Origin of the sequence: Pseudomonas orientalis, from assembly GCF_022807995.1 — a bacterium.
GTDB classification, from domain to species: domain Bacteria; phylum Pseudomonadota; class Gammaproteobacteria; order Pseudomonadales; family Pseudomonadaceae; genus Aquipseudomonas; species Aquipseudomonas orientalis_B.
This window is the reverse complement of record NZ_CP094351.1, coordinates 4,008,449-4,026,236: the sequence shown is the minus strand read 5'-3', so window position 1 is coordinate 4,026,236 and position 17,788 is coordinate 4,008,449. Positions and strand designations below refer to the sequence as shown.

The window sequence follows — 17,788 nt, the reverse complement described above, 5'->3', positions numbered from 1 at the left end:
GCCATGGCCAACAGCCGCGCCGCGCGCCTGGCCCCGGTGGTGGAGATGGCCGAAAAGGCCGAAAAAGCCGCCGTGCAACGCCTGGGGTATTTCCAGGGCCAGGTGCGTCTGGCGGAAAGCAAGCTGGGTGACCTGGAACGCTTTCGCCTTGAATATCAGCAGCAGTGGATCGAGCGTGGCAGCAAGGGCGTGTCCGGCCAGTGGCTGATGGGGTACCAGGGCTTTCTCAATCAGCTGGAAACCGCCGTCGGCCAGCAGCGCCAGAGCCTGGTCTGGCACCAGAACAACCTCGACAAGGCCCGTGAAAGCTGGCAGGCGGCATTTGCCCGCGTCGAAGGGTTGCGCAAGCTGGTGCAGCGCTATATCGATGAAGCGCGGGCCATCGAAGACAAGCGCGAGCAGAAACTGCTGGATGAACTGTCCCAGCGCCTTCCGCGCCAGGAACAGTTTTAACCAACGCAGCAGGAAAAAAATGTGGGAGGGGGCTTGCCCCCGATGGCAGTGTGACAGTCAAGAAATTCTTAGCTGACACACCGCAATCGGGGGCAAGCCCCCTCCCACATTTGATTTGCTGTGTTGCTCAGATCGGGTTCGCCTGCTAAACCTTGTTGCACAGACCAATGACAAGGAAGCAGTCACATGTCAATCGAGTCAGAAGTATCCCTGGACGGGAAGAAATTGACGATTTCAATCAAGGGCCGGTTCGATTTCGGCAGCCACCAGGCATTTCGCGAGGCTTACGAGCGTTACTACAAGGTGCCCGAGTTGTATGTGGTCGATCTTAAGGAAACCACCTACATGGACAGTTCGGCCCTGGGCATGCTCCTGCTTCTCCGGGACCATGCCGGTGGCGATGAGTCGCAAGTGCGCGTCAGCAACAGCAGCCCCGACGTGCGCAAGATCCTCGCCATTTCCAATTTCGACAAGCTGTTCGATATCTCGTGAGAGTCCTGGCCCCCTTGTCCGAGCCGCTGACGATCCTGATTGCCGAAGACAGTGCCGCCGACTTGCTGTTGTTGTCGACCATCGTACGGCGTCAGGGTCACCATGTGCTCACCGCCACCAATGGCGAGCAGGCCGTTGAAGTGTTTGCGCGCGAGCGCCCGCAACTGGTGTTGATGGACGCGATGATGCCGGTGATGGATGGTTTTCTCGCTGCGCGCTGGATCAAGCAGTTGGCGGGTGAGCAGTTGGTCCCCATCATCTTCCTGACCTCGCTGCGCGAAAACGCCGCACTGGCCGAGTGCCTGGATGCCGGCGGCGACGATTTCCTGCCCAAGCCCTACAACCAGCTGATTCTGGCCGCCAAGATCAACGCCATGGACCGCCTGCGGCGGTTACAGGCCATGGTGCTGCAGCAACGTGACCAGATCGCCCGGCACAACGACTACTTGCTGCATGAGCAGCGCGCCGCCAAGGCCGTGTTCGACAAGGTCGCGCATTCGGGTTGCATCAACGCGGCGCCGAATATCCGCTACTTGCAATCGCCCTATGCGCTGTTCAACGGGGACCTGTTGCTGGCCGCTTATACGCCATCCGGTGACATGCACGTGTTGCTCGGCGATTTCACCGGCCACGGCCTGCCGGCCGCCATCGGGGCCATGCCCCTGGCCGAAGTGTTCTACGGCATGACCGCCAAGGGCTATGGGCTGGCGCAGATCCTGCGCGAGATGAACGCCAAGCTCAAACGCATCCTGCCGGTGGATATGTTCTGCTGCGCCACCCTGTTGTGCCTGAGCACCGAGCGGCGCGTGGTGGAAGTGTGGAACGGCGGCATGCCCGAGGGCTATGTGCATGAGGTCGTCACCGGCAAGCGCACGCCGTTGATGTCGCGGCATCTGCCGTTGGGCGTGCTGTCGGCCCAGGCATTCGATGACAGCACCGAAGTCTGGCCCATGGCCCTGGGCGACCGGGTGTTCCTGCTCTCTGACGGAGTGCTGGACACCGCCGACGCCAATGACCAGTTATTCGGCGCCGAGCGTTTGCAGCAGGTGTTTGCCGCCAACCGCGAGCCCGACCGCTTGTTCGAGGAGATCGAGCAGGCGCTGGCGGCCTTTCGCGGTGAGGCCCGCGACGACGTCAGCATGGTTGAAATCTCCTTGCTCTCCGGCCAGCCGCTGCGCGTGGCGGAACCTATGTATTCCGACAGTGGCCAGTCGTGCCCGCTGAATTGGTCGGTGAGTTTCGAATTTCGCGCGCAGACCCTCAGGCGCTACAACCCGTTGCCGTACCTGCTGCAATTGCTGCTGGAGGTGCACGGCCTGCGTGAACAGAGCGGTGCGCTCTACACGGTGATGGCCGAGTTGTATGCCAATGCCCTCGAGCATGGCGTGCTGGGCCTGGATTCGCAGCTCAAACGGGATGCCGAAGGGTTTGCGCAGTATTACCGCCTGCGCAATGAGCGGCTGGCGCAATTGAACAGCGGTCATATCCGGGTGCATGTGCAGGTGACCCCGACTGCGCAGGGCGGCAAGATGGCCTTGCGTGTCGAGGACAGCGGGCCTGGATTCGATGTTGACGCGGTGCTGGCCCGGCCGCTGGAGGCTGACCGTCTGTCCGGCCGCGGCTTGAACCTGGTGCGTCAACTGAGCGGCGACGTACGCTGGTCCGATGGCGGGCGCTGCGTCTGCGTGGAGTTTTGCTGGAAGGCTCTGGCATAATCCGTCAATTCTTGATCAAGGAGCGAGCAAGTGGTGGATCTACATCTGGACCCGGACGTGCTGTCGGGTTTGCAAGAGGTCATGGAAGGTGAGTACCCCAAGCTGCTCGATACCTTTCTCGATGACTCCCAAAAGCGCATCGATGCGCTGCGCAAGGCGCGCGACGATGCCAAGGCGCTGGGGCGCATAGCGCATAGCTTCAAGGGCAGCAGTGGCAACCTCGGCGCGGTGCGCCTGGCGCAGTTGTGTCAGCGGTTGGAACTTGAGTCCGTCAAGCCCGCCTCCAATCTGGGCGCATTGGTTGATCAGATTGATCATGAGTTCGCGCTGGTCAAGCCCATGTACGAATCCGAGCGCCAGCGTTTCAGCGCATGAGCCTTCGCTGCAAACCTGGCCCGACTCTTGCTCTATCTCCAGGTACTGCATCCCCGACCCCATGCAGTGGAGACCTTTACCTATGCCAGTCGCTCCCAATTCGCTCCTTCAGGCTGCCCCTGCGGCCAAGCCTCAAGCGCCTGTCGCCACCCCTGCGGCAGCGGCTGCGGACCCACGGGACAAGGGCCCTGGCTTCGCTCAAGTGTTCGCCAACCAGGGTGCCAAACCAGCCCTGAAAACCGACAGCGCCCCGGCCAAATCGGCGCCGACAGCGGCCGACGACACCGCTGCCGCCAGTACGCCGGCGCTTGCCGATAGCGGCAATCCCTTGCCTGCCAAGCCGTCCGATGCCGACGATGCGGCCGAGGATACGCCCGCCGACCCGTCCCTGACGCAACAGCCCCCGACCGATGCGCCGGTGGATCCAGCCTTGATGGCCACGGTCACACCCGTCGCCGTCCCGCTGCAAACGCCGGCACCTGCGGTGGCTGTGGAGAATGACACGCCTCAACCGGTGGCTGCCGCGGTCGCCGTCGCCGTGGTCGATGAGGCCAAGCCGCCGGCCTTCGACCCGGCAGCCGATCCTCTGGACGCCATGCCCGCCGTGCGCCTGGCGATGGAGCAGGGCGGTCATGTGTCCGCCAGCAGCCAGGCGTCGCAGAAAGCTGCGCCAACCATTCCCCAGGATCAACCGACCGCCGCGCAGAATTTCGCGGCCGGCCTGGCCACGATGGTCGATCAACAAGCCACCAAGGACAGCACCGAGCAGGGCGGCGACAAAGCCTTCGGCGCGCTGATCGATGACGGCCTCAAGGACCTCAAGGACGCCGGCAGCGACACCCGCGTGGATGACTTCGCCAACCGCCTGGCCGCGCTGACCCAGGCCGCCACGCCGAAAACCGCCAACGCCTTGCCACCCGTAGTCAACGCCCCGCTGGCCATGCACCAGAGCGGCTGGACCGAAGAAGTGGTCAACCGCGTGATGTACCTCTCCAGCGCCAGCCTCAAGTCGGCCGAAATCCAATTGCAGCCGGCCGAACTGGGGCGTCTGGATATCAAGGTCAACATGACGCCCGACCAGCAGGCCCAGGTCACGTTCATGAGCGGCCATGCGGTGGTGCGTGAAGCGCTGGAAAACCAGTCCGGCCGCTTGCGCGAGATGTTCGCCCAGCAGGGCATGGGGCAGGTGGATGTGAACGTGTCCGACCAATCCAGGGGGCAGGAACAGCAGCAACAGCAGGGCCAGGCGCGGGGTGTGAGCGCCAGCGCAGGACGCGGTGGCGACAGCGGCGGCCAAGTGGAGGTGGCTGAGGCCGTCGCGCCGGTGACTCAGACGGTGATCGGCTCCAGCGCCGTCGACTACTACGCCTGACCCAAGTCAAATAGATATCCAGGTGTGGGAGGGGGCTTGCCCCCGATTGCGGTGTATCAGCGGCAGATTTGTTGACTGACACACTGCTATCGGGGGCAAGCCCTCTCCCACATTGGTTTGTGTTGCTGGCTTCTCAGACAACTCTGGCATAACACTTGCTCTTGCCTATCCGTAGATCTATGAATCCCAGAATAGTGACGGATTATTGGCATGGCGAAGAGCGACGACGCAGCAACTCCCCCCGCAGGCAAAGGCAAGCTCAAGCTGATCCTGCTGATTGTGCTGGGCCTGCTCCTGGCCATCGGCGCCTCGGTTGGCGGCACCTGGTACATCATGCACAGCAGTGCAAGCAAACCGGCACCCGCCGCCGAAACCGCCACTAACGTCAAGCAACCGGCAATCTTCGAACCGATGCTGCCGGCCTTTGTCGCCAACTACAACCAGAACGGTCGCCAACGCTACTTGCAGGTGAGCATCACCTTGCTGGCGCGCAACCAGGCGGACCTGGACGCGCTCAAGGTGCACATGCCGGTGATCCGCAACAACCTGGTGATGCTGTTCTCGGGCCAGAGCTTCGACAGTCTGGCCACGCCGGTGGGCCAGGAAATGCTGCGCCAGAAGGTCACTGCCAGCGTGCAGGAAGTGGCCCAGAAAGAGCTCGGCAAAGTCGTGGTCGAGCAGGCGCTCTTCACTAACTTCGTATTGCAGTAGGATCACGACATGGCCGTGCAAGACCTGCTGTCCCAGGATGAAATCGACGCGCTGTTGCATGGCGTCGACGATGGTCTGGTACAGACCGAAATGGCTGCCGAGCCCGGCAGCGTCAAAAGTTATGACCTGACCAGCCAGGATCGCATCGTCCGTGGACGCATGCCGACCCTTGAAATGATCAACGAACGTTTCGCCCGTTACACCCGCATCAGCATGTTCAACATGCTGCGCCGCTCGGCGGACGTGGCGGTGGGCGGTGTGCAGGTGATGAAGTTCGGTGAATACGTACACTCGCTGTACGTACCCACCAGCCTTAATCTGGTCAAGATCAAGCCGTTGCGCGGCACCGCGCTGTTCATTCTGGATGCCAAGCTGGTGTTCAAACTGGTGGACAACTTCTTCGGTGGCGACGGTCGTCACGCCAAGATCGAGGGCCGTGAATTCACCCCCACCGAACTGCGCGTGGTGCGCATGGTGCTGGAGCAGGCCTTTATCGATCTGAAGGAAGCCTGGCAGGCGATCATGGAAGTCAATTTCGAGTACATCAACTCGGAAGTGAACCCGGCCATGGCCAACATCGTCGGGCCCAGCGAAGCCATTGTGGTGTCCACGTTCCACATCGAGCTCGATGGCGGCGGCGGCGACCTGCACGTGACTATGCCGTACTCGATGATCGAGCCGGTGCGCGAAATGCTCGACGCCGGTTTCCAGTCCGATCTCGACGACCAGGACGAACGCTGGGTCAAGGCCCTGCGCGAAGACCTGCTCGACGTCGATGTGCCCCTGAGCGCCACCGTGGCCCGTCGCCAACTGCGCTTGCGTGACATTCTGCACATGCAGCCGGGGGACGTGATCCCCGTGGAATTGCCGGAAGAACTGATCATGCGCGCCAACGGCGTGCCGTCGTTCAAGGTCAAGCTCGGCTCTCACAAAGGCAACCTGGCGTTGCAAGTGATCGAACCGATCAACCGCCGCTGATCAACATTCATTTTTGCTACGCCGAGGACATGTAATGGCTACCGAACACGAAAACACTTCCGCCGAAGACCAGGCCCTGGCTGACGAGTGGGCTGCGGCCCTGGAAGAAACCGGCGATGTCGGCCAGGACGACATCGACGCGCTGCTGGCCGCCGACGCCGCCTCTGCGCCGGCAGGCAAGCGCCTGCAGATGGAAGAATTCGGCGGCGTGCCGAAAAACAACGACCCGGTGAGCCTCGATGGCCCGAACCTGGATGTGATCCTGGATATTCCGGTGTCGATTTCCATGGAGGTCGGCAGCACCGAGATCAACATCCGCAACCTGCTGCAGCTCAACCAGGGTTCGGTGATCGAGCTGGACCGCCTGGCCGGCGAGCCGCTGGACGTGCTGGTCAACGGCACGCTGATCGCCCATGGCGAGGTGGTGGTGGTCAACGAAAAGTTCGGCATCCGCCTGACCGACGTGATCAGCCCGAGCGAACGCATCAAGAAGTTGCGCTGAAATGAAGTACTCGATGGCGGGACTGTGGCTGGCGCTGCCGTTGAGCGCGCTGGCGGCCGAGCCGGTCGCGCAAGCGGCGGCGGCCCCTGCGGTCGGCAGCGTCGGCGGGCAATTGACGCAATTGCTGCTCGGCCTGTTGCTGGTGATCGGCTTGATCTTTGTGCTGGCCTGGCTGATGCGCCGCGTGCAGCGTATCGGCCCGGGCAATGCCCAGGTGATCGAGCTGGTCGGCTCGCGTGCCCTCGGCCCGCGGGACCGGCTGGTGCTGGTGCAGGTGGGCGAGGAGCAGATCCTGCTCGGCATCACCCCCGGCCGCATTACCCCGTTGCATGTACTCAAGACCCCGGTGGACGCGGCCAGGACCGAGGCCGCCCCGCCAGAATTCGCCCAGCGCCTGATGGAATTGCTGGGCAAGGATCAGAAGGATAAGAAGTAATGCGCGTTTTATTGACGCTCATGCTGTTGCTGGCCGCGCCGATGGCACTGGGCGCCGACCCGTTGTCGATCCCGGCGATTACCCTGGGCACCAATGCGGCCGGTGCGCAGGAGTACTCGGTCAGCCTGCAGATCCTGCTGATCATGACCGCGCTGAGTTTTATCCCGGCGTTCGTCATGCTGATGACCAGCTTTACGCGGATCATCATCGTATTCTCGATCCTGCGCCAGGCCCTGGGCCTGCAGCAGACGCCGTCGAACCAGATCCTCACCGGCATGGCGCTGTTTTTGACGCTGTTCATCATGGCGCCGGTATTCGACAAGGTGAACCAGCAAGCCCTGCAACCTTATCTGGCGGAAAAGCTCACGGCCCAGGACGCGATCGACAAGGCCCAGGGCCCGATCAAGGACTTCATGCTGTCGCAGACCCGCTCCAGCGACCTCGAGCTGTTCATGCGCCTGTCCAAGCGCACCGACATCGCCACCCCGGACCAGGCTCCGCTGACGATTCTGGTGCCGGCCTTCGTCACCTCGGAATTGAAGACCGCGTTCCAGATCGGCTTCATGATCTTCATCCCGTTCCTGATCATCGACCTGGTGGTGGCGAGCGTGCTGATGGCGATGGGGATGATGATGCTGTCGCCGCTGATCATCTCGCTGCCGTTCAAGATCATGCTGTTTGTGCTGGTGGACGGCTGGGCGCTGATTATCGGCACCCTGGCCGGCAGTTTCGGGGGGGTATAGCGCTATGACGCCTGAAGTCGCCGTTGACCTGTTCCGTGAAGCGCTGTGGCTGACCACCCTGATGGTCGCCGTGCTGGTGGTGCCGAGCCTGCTCGTCGGGCTGCTGGTGGCGATGTTCCAGGCCGCCACCCAGATCAACGAACAGACCCTGAGCTTCCTGCCGCGCCTGCTGGTGATGTTGGTGACCCTGATTGTCGCCGGCCCTTGGCTGGTGCAAACCTTCATGGAATACATCCTGCAGCTGTACGGCAGTATTCCGCAGTTGATCGGCTGAGCCGATGCAATCCTTGTTGGCCTTGACCGACACCCAGATCAGCACCTGGGTGGCCTCGTTCATCCTGCCGCTGTTTCGCGTCACGGCCATGTTGATGGCCATGCCGGTGTTCGGCACCACCCTGGTACCACGGCGTGTGCGGCTGTATTTCGCGGTGGCCATCACTGTCGTGATCGTACCTGGGCTGCCGCCGATGCCGCCGGTCAACGCCCTTGACCTCAGTGCCTTGCTGCTGATTGCCGAACAGATCCTGATCGGCGCCATGCTGGGCTTTTCCCTGAGCCTGTTCTTCCAGGCGTTTGTGGTGGCCGGGCAAATCATCTCGATCCAGATGGGCATGGGTTTCGCGTCGATGGTCGACCCCACCAACGGTGTGTCGGCGGCGGTGATCGGGCAATTTCTGACCATGTTGGTGACCTTGCTGTTCCTGGCCATGAACGGCCATCTGGTGGCATTCGAGGTGATGACCGAAAGCTTCACCACCTTGCCGGTGGGTTCGGGGCTGGTGGTCAACCATTTCTGGGAACTGGTGGGGCGCCTCGGCTGGGTGCTGGGCGCGTCGTTGCTGCTGGTGCTGCCGGCGATCACCGCGCTGTTGGTGGTCAACATCGCGTTTGGCGTGATGACCCGTGCAGCGCCACAGCTGAACATTTTTTCGATTGGCTTCCCTTTGACGCTGGTGATGGGCATGGGGATTTTCTGGGTCGGCCTGGCTGACATTCTCAATCAGTATCAACCGCTGGCGACCGAAGCCCTGCAGTTCTTACGTGACCTGGCACGGGCGCGCTGAGCCATGGCCGAGAGCGAGAGTGGTCAGGACAAGACAGAAGACCCCACGGAGAAACGTAAAAAGGACTCCAGGGAAAAGGGCGAGATTGCACGCTCCAAAGAACTCAATACCGTTGCGACCATGATGGCCGGCGCCGGCGCCTTGCTGATCTATGGCGGTGGTTTGGCGCTGGACTTGCTGGAGTTGATGAAGCACAACTTCACTCTGCCCCGGGAGGTGTTGCTCAATCCCGACTCCATGGGCCTGTACCTGCTGCATTCAGGCAAGATCGCGCTGCTGGCGGTGCAGCCGATCCTGATTACTTTGCTGCTGGCCGCGCTGATCGGCCCGGTCGCCCTCGGCGGCTGGCTGTTCGCCGCCGGCAGCATGGCGCCCAAGTTCAGCCGCATGAACCCGGGTGCCGGGCTCAAGCGCATGTTTTCCACCAAGGCCCTGGTGGAGCTGCTCAAGGCCCTGGCCAAATTCATTCTGATCCTGTTCGTGGCGTTGGCGGTATTGTCGGCCGACATCGACGACCTGCTGCGCATCGCCCATGAACCGCTGGAGTCGGCGATCATCCATAGCCTGCAAGTGGTGGGGTGGAGCGCGTTGTGGATGTCCGCCGGGTTGATCATCATCGCGGCGGTGGACGCGCCGATCCAGTTGTGGGAAAGCCACAAGAAACTGCTGATGACCAAGCAGGAAGTGCGCGACGAACACAAGGACCAGGAAGGGCGCCCGGAGGTCAAGCAACGCATCCGCCAACTGCAGCGCGAGATGTCCCAACGCAAGATGATGGCCTCGGTACCCGATGCCGATGTGATCATCACCAACCCGACCCACTACGCCGTGGCCCTCAAGTACGACCCGGACAAGGGTGGCGCACCGATGCTGCTGGCCAAGGGCAGCGACTTCACCGCGCTGAAAATTCGCGAAATCGCCGTGGCCAACGACATTCTGCTGCTGGAATCGCCGGCGTTGGCGCGCTCGATTTTCTATTCCACGGATCTGGACCAGGAAATTCCTGCCGGGTTGTACCTGGCGGTGGCTCAGGTGCTGGCCTACGTCTACCAGATCCGCCAATACCGGGCGGGCAAGGGCAAGCGGCCTGATCCGCTCAAGGACCTGCCGATCCCGCCGGATTTGCGTCGCGATTCCTGAAGGCTGCGGCTCACTGTAGGAGCGAGCTTGCTCGCGAAAAACTCACCGTCGCCGCGTTCGCCCTGACTCCCCGCGTTATCGTTACCCACCTTCGCGAGCAAGCTCGCTCCTACAGAGGTGTGCGGTCCGCCTGTCAACTTTGACAGTAGCCATTGCGCGGCCTTCACTGTTTGATACAGCGATGAGCCGCGCAGCCACGCGCGGCTCGGGAGGCGGCGATGGACAGGGGCACGGTCAGGTGGTGTGACGCGGTCAAAGGCATTGGCTTCAAGGCTCCGGACCGCGATGGCAATGAGGTTTCCGTTGAGTCGACAGCCATCAAAAGCGTTGAATCCCCGCAAGCGCCTCCCAACCCGCGAACCTTGCGCAAGCGCAAAAAGCCCCCGAATGCATGATCCGCTACATCGTGTGCGTACCACCCATCGTCGACGTGCGTCTACCTGTCAACTTTGACAGTAGCCAAGCGTGGGTATGCCACGGTTTCATTTACCCACCAGGGGACTGCGCGCATGTAGTAAACGAGATGCAGGGAGGTCGGTATTGAAGGTGGCGACGGGGACTGTCAGATACTACGTCTGGACCAGAGGCGATTGGTTGATCAAACCCGACTGCTGGGAAGAGGACGTGTTTATCAATTGGGAAGACTGGTGCTGCACCGCGCTTTGGTTTGGTAAGCGCATGGAGTTTCAAATGGTCCATCGACCCGAGGGGATCTATGCGTTGCCCGTCGAGCCGTGCAGCCAGGATGAGTCGGATCTCAAAAAGGCCTGAATGCTGAGAATGTGCGGCCTGATTAACGCTCACCCAAGCATTCCCAGACAGAACACAGACCAAATGTGGGAGGGGGCTTGCCCCCGATAGCAGTGGCCCACTCAATGAATTTATTGCCTGATACACCGCCATCGGGAGCAAGCCCCCTCCCACAGGTGGACCGTGTCACCCGCTGCTTGCGGTGCTCGTCAGCCCTGCGCCCGTCCGCTGCGTTTGCAGCGGTGTACGGAGACTAGAGAGCGGGTTTCCCAGGGGCAACCCCAAATCCTTGTCGGAAATTTCCTTGGTATACCTGGCTGCACACAAAAATCAAATGTGGGAGGGGGCTTGCCCCCGATTGCAGTGTGTCAGTCAACAAATCCATAGCTGATACCCCGCTATCGGGGGCAAAGCCCCCCTCCCTCATTTGAATGGATTCAGGCCCGATGGCCTGGGGCGCTTGGCAGGTTGTCAGAGCCCGAAACCAAAGTTGGAAGGCTTCTTGCAATACCGCTTCCAGGACGCCTCCCGGCGTCAAAACTTTGCTTCAAGGACACGAGGAATACCGGTGGTAGATCGCTCTCAAATGCTCAGCACGGCCCGTGGCACCCTGACAGACCTGTCGCGGGGCAATCTGGGTGTGCCGTTGTTGCTGCTGGTGATGCTGGCAATGATGATGTTGCCGATGCCGCCGTTCCTGCTGGACGTGTTCTTTACCTTCAACATTGCTTTGTCCGTCGTGGTCCTGCTGGTGTGCGTGTACGCCCTGCGGCCGTTGGATTTCGCGGTATTCCCCACCATCCTGCTGGTGGCGACCCTGCTGCGCCTGGCGCTGAACGTGGCGTCCACCCGTGTGGTAATGCTCCATGGCCAGGACGGTCACGCCGCCGCCGGTAAGGTGATCCAGGCCTTCGGTGAAGTGGTGATCGGCGGCAACTACGTGGTCGGTATCGTGGTGTTCGCGATTCTGATGATCATCAACTTCGTGGTGGTGACCAAGGGCGCCGGGCGGATTTCCGAGGTGAGCGCGCGGTTTACCCTGGATGCGATGCCCGGCAAGCAGATGGCTATCGACGCCGACCTCAACGCTGGCCTGATCGACCAAGGCCAGGCCAAGGCCCGCCGGGCGGAAGTCGCCCAGGAGGCCGAGTTCTACGGCTCCATGGACGGCGCCAGCAAATTCGTGCGCGGTGACGCCATCGCCGGCCTGTTGATCCTGTTCATCAACCTGATCGGCGGCGTGGCCGTGGGTATGTTCCAGCACGGCATGACCTTTGGCGATGCGGGCAAGGTGTACGCCTTGCTGACCATCGGTGACGGTTTAGTGGCGCAATTGCCATCACTGTTGTTATCCACAGCCGCAGCGATCATGGTGACCCGTGCCTCGGGCTCCGAAGACATGGGCAAGCAGATCAGCCGCCAGATGTTCGCCTCGCCCAAGGCGCTGGCCGTGGCCGCCGGCATCATGGCCGTCATGGGCATCGTGCCGGGCATGCCCCACGTTTCGTTCCTGAGCATGGCGGCCATGGCCGGCGGCGCGGCCTACCTGTTCTGGAAAAAGCAGAATGCGGTCAAGGTCCAGGCCCAGCAGGAAATCGCACGCCAGCAGGAACTGCTGCCATCCCCGGCCCGCGCCCAGGAAACCAAGGAGCTGGGTTGGGACGACGTGACCCCGATCGACATGATCGGCCTGGAAGTCGGCTACCGCCTGATTCCGCTGGTGGACCGCAATCAGGGCGGCCAATTGCTGGCGCGGATCAAGGGCGTGCGCAAAAAGCTGTCCCAGGACCTGGGCTTTTTGATGCCTACCGTGCACATCCGCGACAACCTCGACCTGGCCCCCAGCGCCTACCGCCTGACCTTGATGGGCGTGATCCTGGCCGAAGCCGAGATCTACCCGGACCGCGAACTTGCGATCAACCCAGGGCAGGTGTTCGGCACGCTCAACGGCATTACCGCCAAAGATCCGGCTTTCGGTCTGGAAGCGGTGTGGATCGAAGTCAGCCAGCGCAGCCAGGCGCAGTCGCTGGGTTACACCGTAGTGGATGCCAGCACCGTAGTCGCCACCCACCTCAACCAGATTCTCTACAAGCACTCCCACGAGCTGATCGGCCACGAGGAAGTCCAGCAATTGATGGGCTTGCTGGCCAAGGCCTCGCCAAAGCTGGCCGAAGAGCTGGTGCCGGGCGTGCTGTCACTGTCGCAGTTGCTCAAGGTGCTGCAGGCTTTGCTCGCCGAACAAGTGCCGGTGCGGGACATTCGCAGCATTGCCGAGGCCATCGCCAACAACGCCGCCAAGAGTCAAGATACTGCCGCGCTGGTGGCCGCGGTGCGCGTCGGTTTGTCCCGCGCAATCGTGCAAAGCATTGTAGGCGTTGAGTCTGAGCTGCCTGTTATCACCTTGGAGCCAAGGTTGGAACAGATATTGCTCAATAGTATTCAGAAGGCAGGGCAAGGCCAGGAAGAAGGGGTTTTGCTGGAGCCGAGCATGGCCGAGAAGCTGCAACGTTCGTTGATCGAAGCTGCGCAGCGTCAGGAAATGCAGGGCCAGCCGGTGATTCTGCTGGTGGCCGGTCCGGTTCGCGCAATGTTGTCGCGCTTTGGACGCCTGGCAGTACCGAATTTGCACGTGTTGGCTTACCAGGAAATTCCTGACAATAAGCAAGTGACTATCGTCGCGACAGTAGGGCCCAACGGCTGAGGGTAGTGGGTTATGCAAGTGAAGCGTTTTTTCGCCGCCGATATGCGTCAGGCCATGAAGTTGGTCCGCGATGAGCTGGGCGCCGATGCCGCGATTATCGGTAACCGTCGTATTGCCGGCGGTGTCGAGCTGACGGCTGCCCTGGATTACACGCCCCAGGCCCTGGCCCCGCGCGTGCCGAACATGGAACTCGAAGACGAGCTGCGCAAGACCGCTTCGCGCATTGTCTCGGCCCAGGCCGAACTGAGCATGCGCGGCGACAGCGACGCCACCACCAATCGCCAGTTGTTCGCCGGCCTGCCGCTGACTGCCGCCGAGCCGCTGGTGGAACCCACTTTTGTCGAACCGCCACGTCCTGCCGCGCCAGCCCCGGCCGCTGCGGTCGATCAGCGCGTGTTCGATTCGATGCGCTTTGAACTCAATGGCCTGCGCGAATTGCTCGAAGTGCAGCTCGGTTCTCTGGCCTGGACCCAACTGCAAGGCAGCAAGCCGCAGCAAGCCAATCTGTGGCGTCGCCTGCAACGCATCGGTCTGTCCGGCCCGTTGTCCCGTGACCTGCTGGCGTTGACGGCCGAAGTCGAGGAGCCGCGCCAGGCCTGGCGCATGCTGTTGGCGCACCTGGCGCGCATGATCGCCACGCCGGAAATCGAACCCCTGGAAGAGGGCGGTGTGATCGCCATGGTCGGCCCTGCCGGCATGGGCAAGACCACCACCCTGGCCAAGCTGGCGGCGCGTTATGTGCTCAAGTACGGCGCGCAGAACATCGCGCTGGTGAGCATGGACAGCTACCGCATCGGTGCCCAGGAGCAGCTCAAGACCCTGGGCCGCATCCTCAATGTGCCGGTGACCCATGTCGACCCGGGTCAATCCCTGGCCAACGCCCTCGACCCGCTGCTGCGCAAGCGTGTGGTGCTGATCGATACCGCCGGCCTGCAAGCCAGCGACCCGGCCCTGCGCATGCAGCTCGAAAGCCTGGCCGGGCGTGGCATCAAGTCAAAGAATTACCTGGTGCTTGCAACCACCAGCCAGAAACAGGTTCTTACCGCTGCCCACCACAGCTATAAACGCTGCGGCCTGTCCGGTTGTATCCTGACCAAACTGGATGAAACCGCCAGCCTGGGCGAAGTGTTGAGCCTGGCAATCAGTCATGAACTACCGGTCGCCTACCTGACCGACGGGCCGCGGATCCCGGATGATTTGCATCTGCCGCGCCGTCATCAGTTGGTCAGCCGTGCTGTCAGCGTGCAAATGCAAGACGAGCCTAGCGAGGAAGCGATGGCTGATATGTTCGCCGACCTTTATCACAACCCGGCAAAACGGGTGGGATGAGGCAGGATGAACACCGTGAAATGTACCTACATCGATGGCCTGCAAGCGATACACGCGGCCAAGCCATGTAGCCTGCGTCTAAGCAAGACAAGGTAAAGAAATAAAATGGGCAGCATGCATCCCGTACAGGTGATCGCGGTGACCGGCGGCAAAGGTGGCGTCGGCAAAACTAACGTGTCAGTGAATTTGTCCCTGGCCCTGGCAGAGCTTGGCCGTCGCGTCATGCTGCTGGATGCTGACCTGGGCCTGGCGAACGTGGACGTTCTGCTGGGGCTGACACCCAAACACACGCTGGCCGATGTGATCGAAGGCCGCTGTGAGCTGCGCGATGTGCTGCTGCAGGGCCCTGGGGGGATCCGCATCGTGCCGGCCGCCTCGGGCACCCAGAGCATGGTGCACCTGAGCCCGGCGCAGCATGCCGGCCTGATCCAGGCCTTCAGCGATATCGGCGACAACCTCGACGTGCTTGTGATCGACACCGCCGCCGGGATCGGTGAGTCGGTGGTCAGCTTTGTACGTGCAGCGCAAGAAGTGCTGCTGGTGGTGTGCGATGAACCCACCTCGATCACCGACGCCTACGCGCTGATCAAACTGCTTAACCGTGACTACGGCATGAACCGCTTCCGCGTGCTGGCCAATATGGCCCAGAGCCCGCAGGAAGGGCGCAACCTGTTCGCCAAGTTGACCAAGGTCACGGATCGTTTCCTCGATGTGGCTTTACAATACGTCGGTGCAGTTCCTTACGACGAGTGTGTGCGCAAGGCCGTGCAAAAGCAGCGTGCGGTCTACGAAGCGTTCCCTCGTTCGAAGTGCGCACTGGCGTTCAAGGCCATTGCCCAGAAGGTCGATACCTGGCCGCTGCCCGCCAATCCTCGGGGGCATCTGGAGTTTTTCGTCGAGCGACTGGTGCATCAGACGAGCGCGGGACCTGTGCTATGACATCAAGCGGCTACAACCTTTACAAAAAGTCGGCACGTGACAGCCAGGGCGAGTTGATCGAGCGCTACGCGCCGCTGGTCAAGCGTATCGCCTACCACTTGCTGGCGCGCCTGCCCGCCAGCGTGCAGGTGGAAGACCTGATCCAGGCCGGCATGATCGGCCTGCTCGAAGTGTCGACCAAATATGACGCGAGCAAGGGGGCGAGTTTCGAGACGTATGCGGGTATCCGTATCCGTGGCGCGATGCTCGACGAAGTGCGTAAAGGTGACTGGGCACCGCGTTCGGTACACCGCAATACGCGCATGGTCAGTGACGCAATTCGCGCAATTGAAGCAAAAACCGGTCGTGACGCTAAAGATCACGAAGTTGCGGCCGAACTCCAATTGAGTCTCGACGATTATTACGGGATTTTGAACGATACCTTGGGCAGCCGCCTGTTCAGTTTCGACGACCTGTTGCAGGACGGCGAGCATGAAGGGCTGCACGAGGACGGCGCGAGCGCGCATATGGAGCCGTCGCGCGATCTGGAAGATGAGCGTTTCCAGGGCGCGTTGGCGGAGGCCATTGCCAATTTGCCGGAGCGCGAGCGCCTGGTGTTGGCGCTGTACTACGACGAAGAGCTGAACCTCAAGGAAATCGGTGAGGTCCTGGGGGTCAGCGAATCGCGTGTCAGCCAGTTGCATAGCCAGTGCGCGGCCCGCTTGCGGGGGCGGTTGGGAGAGTGGCGCGCGCGCTGACAGGCAGTGTGGGGACACTGCAGACGCTACCGCGAAGGTTTCGGCCTTTGCGGATTCGCTCCGTGGTGCCCTGGGCAGTCCTTTTTGTGTAACGCCTGTTGATTGAAGTGGCGCGTCCAGGTGCTGGGCGCGTTTAAGACTGCTTGGAGGTCGAATTGGACAAGAACATGAAAATCCTCATCGTTGATGACTTCTCAACGATGCGGCGGATCATAAAAAACCTGTTGCGTGACCTTGGGTTCACTAACACGGTCGAGGCGGATGACGGCATCACGGCGATTCCAATCCTCAACAGCGGCAGCATCGACTTTCTGGTAACCGACTGGAACATGCCTGGCATGACCGGTATCGACTTGCTGCGCCATGTGCGCGCCGATGAAAAACTGCGCAGCCTGCCGGTGTTGATGGTGACCGCCGAAGCCAAGCGTGAGCAGATCATCGAAGCCGCCCAGGCCGGGGTCAACGGTTACGTGGTCAAGCCATTCACAGCATTGGCCTTGAAAGAGAAGATCGAAAAGATCTTCGAACGCATCCACGGCTAATGCCATCGCGGGGGAGCTATGGAGCATAAAGAAACGTCACAGGGCGACTTTGAGTCGACCCTGAAAAAGCATGCTCACCAGTTGGTCGACAGCCTGGAAAAAGGCCAGTTCGCCGACGCGGTGCAGTTGATCCATGAGCTTAACCAGACCCGTGACCGCGGCCTGTATCAGGAAGTGGGCAAGCTCACACGCGAGCTGCACAGTGCGATCGTCAATTTCCAGATTGACCCGCGCATGCCCCAGGCCGAAGAAATTTCGCAGATCACCGATGCCACTGAACGCCTGTCCTATGTGGTCAGGCTGACCGAGGCGGCGGCCAACCGCACCATGGACCTGGTGGAAAACGCCACGCCGCTGGTCAACGGCATGGCCAGCGAAGCCCAGGCCCTGAGCCTGGACTGGGGCCGCTTCATGCGCCGCGAAGTGGGGGCTGAAGAATTCCGTGAGCTGGCCCGTCGCGTCGACGGTTTTCTGTCGCGCAGCGAACAGGAAAACCGCACGGTGGCCAGCAACCTCAACGATATTCTGCTGGCCCAGGATTACCAGGACCTTACAGGCCAGGTGATCAAGCGGGTGACCCAACTGGTCACCGAAGTGGAAAGCAACCTGCTCAAACTGGTGCTCATGGCCGGCCAGGTCGACCGTTTTGCCGGCATCGAACATGACCGCGAAGCGATCCTCTCGGAAAAAGATCCACAAAAACATCTCGCCAAGGGTGAAGGTCCGCAGATTCATGCCGATAAACGTGAAGACGTCGTATCCGGTCAAGATGACGTAGACGATTTGCTGTCCAGTTTAGGCTTCTAAGG

19 protein-coding genes are annotated in these 17,788 nt (G+C 61.4%); all 19 read left to right on the top strand.

Annotation, left to right across the window (positions count from 1 at the left end):
• Positions 1–3: 3 nt before the first annotated feature.
• Positions 4–453, top strand: a complete 450-nt coding sequence (gene fliJ, locus MRY17_RS17840; RefSeq protein ID WP_181282790.1) for a flagellar export protein FliJ — start codon at positions 4–6, stop codon at positions 451–453.
• Between the two features lie 186 nt (positions 454–639).
• Complete coding sequence (locus MRY17_RS17835) at positions 640–945, top strand: STAS domain-containing protein (RefSeq protein WP_181282791.1); 306 nt, start codon at positions 640–642, stop codon at positions 943–945.
• A complete protein-coding gene (locus MRY17_RS17830) occupies positions 942–2,660 on the top strand; it encodes an ATP-binding SpoIIE family protein phosphatase (RefSeq protein WP_191952128.1) in 1,719 nt (572 codons plus the stop codon). Before MRY17_RS17835 ends, MRY17_RS17830 begins: the two co-directional genes overlap by 4 nt.
• 30 nt (positions 2,661–2,690) lie before the next feature.
• On the top strand, positions 2,691–3,035 hold the full coding sequence (locus MRY17_RS17825; RefSeq protein ID WP_181282793.1) for an Hpt domain-containing protein: 345 nt from the start codon (positions 2,691–2,693) through the stop codon (positions 3,033–3,035).
• 82 nt (positions 3,036–3,117) lie between these two features.
• A complete protein-coding gene (locus MRY17_RS17820) occupies positions 3,118–4,407 on the top strand; it encodes a flagellar hook-length control protein FliK (RefSeq protein WP_181282794.1) in 1,290 nt (429 codons plus the stop codon).
• 210 nt (positions 4,408–4,617) lie between these two features.
• Complete coding sequence (gene fliL / locus MRY17_RS17815) at positions 4,618–5,118, top strand: flagellar basal body-associated protein FliL (protein ID WP_124387578.1); 501 nt, start codon at positions 4,618–4,620, stop codon at positions 5,116–5,118.
• Between the two features lie 9 nt (positions 5,119–5,127).
• Positions 5,128–6,096, top strand: coding sequence for a flagellar motor switch protein FliM (gene fliM, locus MRY17_RS17810; protein WP_010166091.1), 969 nt, complete (start codon positions 5,128–5,130; stop codon positions 6,094–6,096).
• 34 nt (positions 6,097–6,130) lie between these two features.
• Positions 6,131–6,598, top strand: coding sequence for a flagellar motor switch protein FliN (fliN, locus tag MRY17_RS17805; protein ID WP_104504130.1), 468 nt, complete (start codon positions 6,131–6,133; stop codon positions 6,596–6,598).
• 1 nt (position 6,599) lies between these two features.
• Entirely contained in the window at positions 6,600–7,034 is a 435-nt protein-coding gene (gene fliO / locus MRY17_RS17800; RefSeq protein ID WP_181282795.1) for a flagellar biosynthetic protein FliO, read from the top strand.
• Entirely contained in the window at positions 7,034–7,777 is a 744-nt protein-coding gene (gene fliP, locus MRY17_RS17795; RefSeq protein WP_003192937.1) for a flagellar type III secretion system pore protein FliP, read from the top strand. The genes fliO and fliP overlap by 1 nt, the downstream gene beginning before the upstream one ends.
• 4 nt (positions 7,778–7,781) lie before the next feature.
• Positions 7,782–8,051, top strand: a complete 270-nt coding sequence (fliQ, locus tag MRY17_RS17790; RefSeq protein ID WP_003192936.1) for a flagellar biosynthesis protein FliQ — start codon at positions 7,782–7,784, stop codon at positions 8,049–8,051.
• Positions 8,052–8,055: 4 nt separating this feature from the next.
• On the top strand, positions 8,056–8,841 hold the full coding sequence (fliR, locus tag MRY17_RS17785; protein ID WP_181282797.1) for a flagellar biosynthetic protein FliR: 786 nt from the start codon (positions 8,056–8,058) through the stop codon (positions 8,839–8,841).
• Positions 8,842–8,844: 3 nt separating this feature from the next.
• On the top strand, positions 8,845–9,981 hold the full coding sequence (flhB, locus tag MRY17_RS17780) for a flagellar biosynthesis protein FlhB (protein ID WP_243352609.1): 1,137 nt from the start codon (positions 8,845–8,847) through the stop codon (positions 9,979–9,981).
• A 1,336-nt stretch (positions 9,982–11,317) separates the two neighbouring features.
• Positions 11,318–13,432, top strand: a complete 2,115-nt coding sequence (gene flhA / locus MRY17_RS17775; RefSeq protein WP_191952262.1) for a flagellar biosynthesis protein FlhA — start codon at positions 11,318–11,320, stop codon at positions 13,430–13,432.
• Positions 13,433–13,444: 12 nt separating this feature from the next.
• Entirely contained in the window at positions 13,445–14,761 is a 1,317-nt protein-coding gene (gene flhF / locus MRY17_RS17770) for a flagellar biosynthesis protein FlhF (protein WP_243352608.1), read from the top strand.
• A gap of 105 nt (positions 14,762–14,866) precedes the next feature.
• Complete coding sequence (gene fleN / locus MRY17_RS17765; RefSeq protein WP_003192912.1) at positions 14,867–15,700, top strand: flagellar synthesis regulator FleN; 834 nt, start codon at positions 14,867–14,869, stop codon at positions 15,698–15,700.
• Positions 15,697–16,437, top strand: coding sequence for an RNA polymerase sigma factor FliA (gene fliA, locus MRY17_RS17760; RefSeq protein WP_124359259.1), 741 nt, complete (start codon positions 15,697–15,699; stop codon positions 16,435–16,437). The genes fleN and fliA overlap by 4 nt, the downstream gene beginning before the upstream one ends.
• A gap of 167 nt (positions 16,438–16,604) precedes the next feature.
• On the top strand, positions 16,605–16,979 hold the full coding sequence (locus MRY17_RS17755) for a chemotaxis response regulator CheY (RefSeq protein WP_015885173.1): 375 nt from the start codon (positions 16,605–16,607) through the stop codon (positions 16,977–16,979).
• A gap of 18 nt (positions 16,980–16,997) precedes the next feature.
• Positions 16,998–17,786: a protein phosphatase CheZ gene (locus MRY17_RS17750; protein ID WP_124424470.1), complete on the top strand. Its 789-nt coding sequence runs from the start codon at positions 16,998–17,000 to the stop codon at positions 17,784–17,786.
• Positions 17,787–17,788 lie beyond the last annotated feature (2 nt).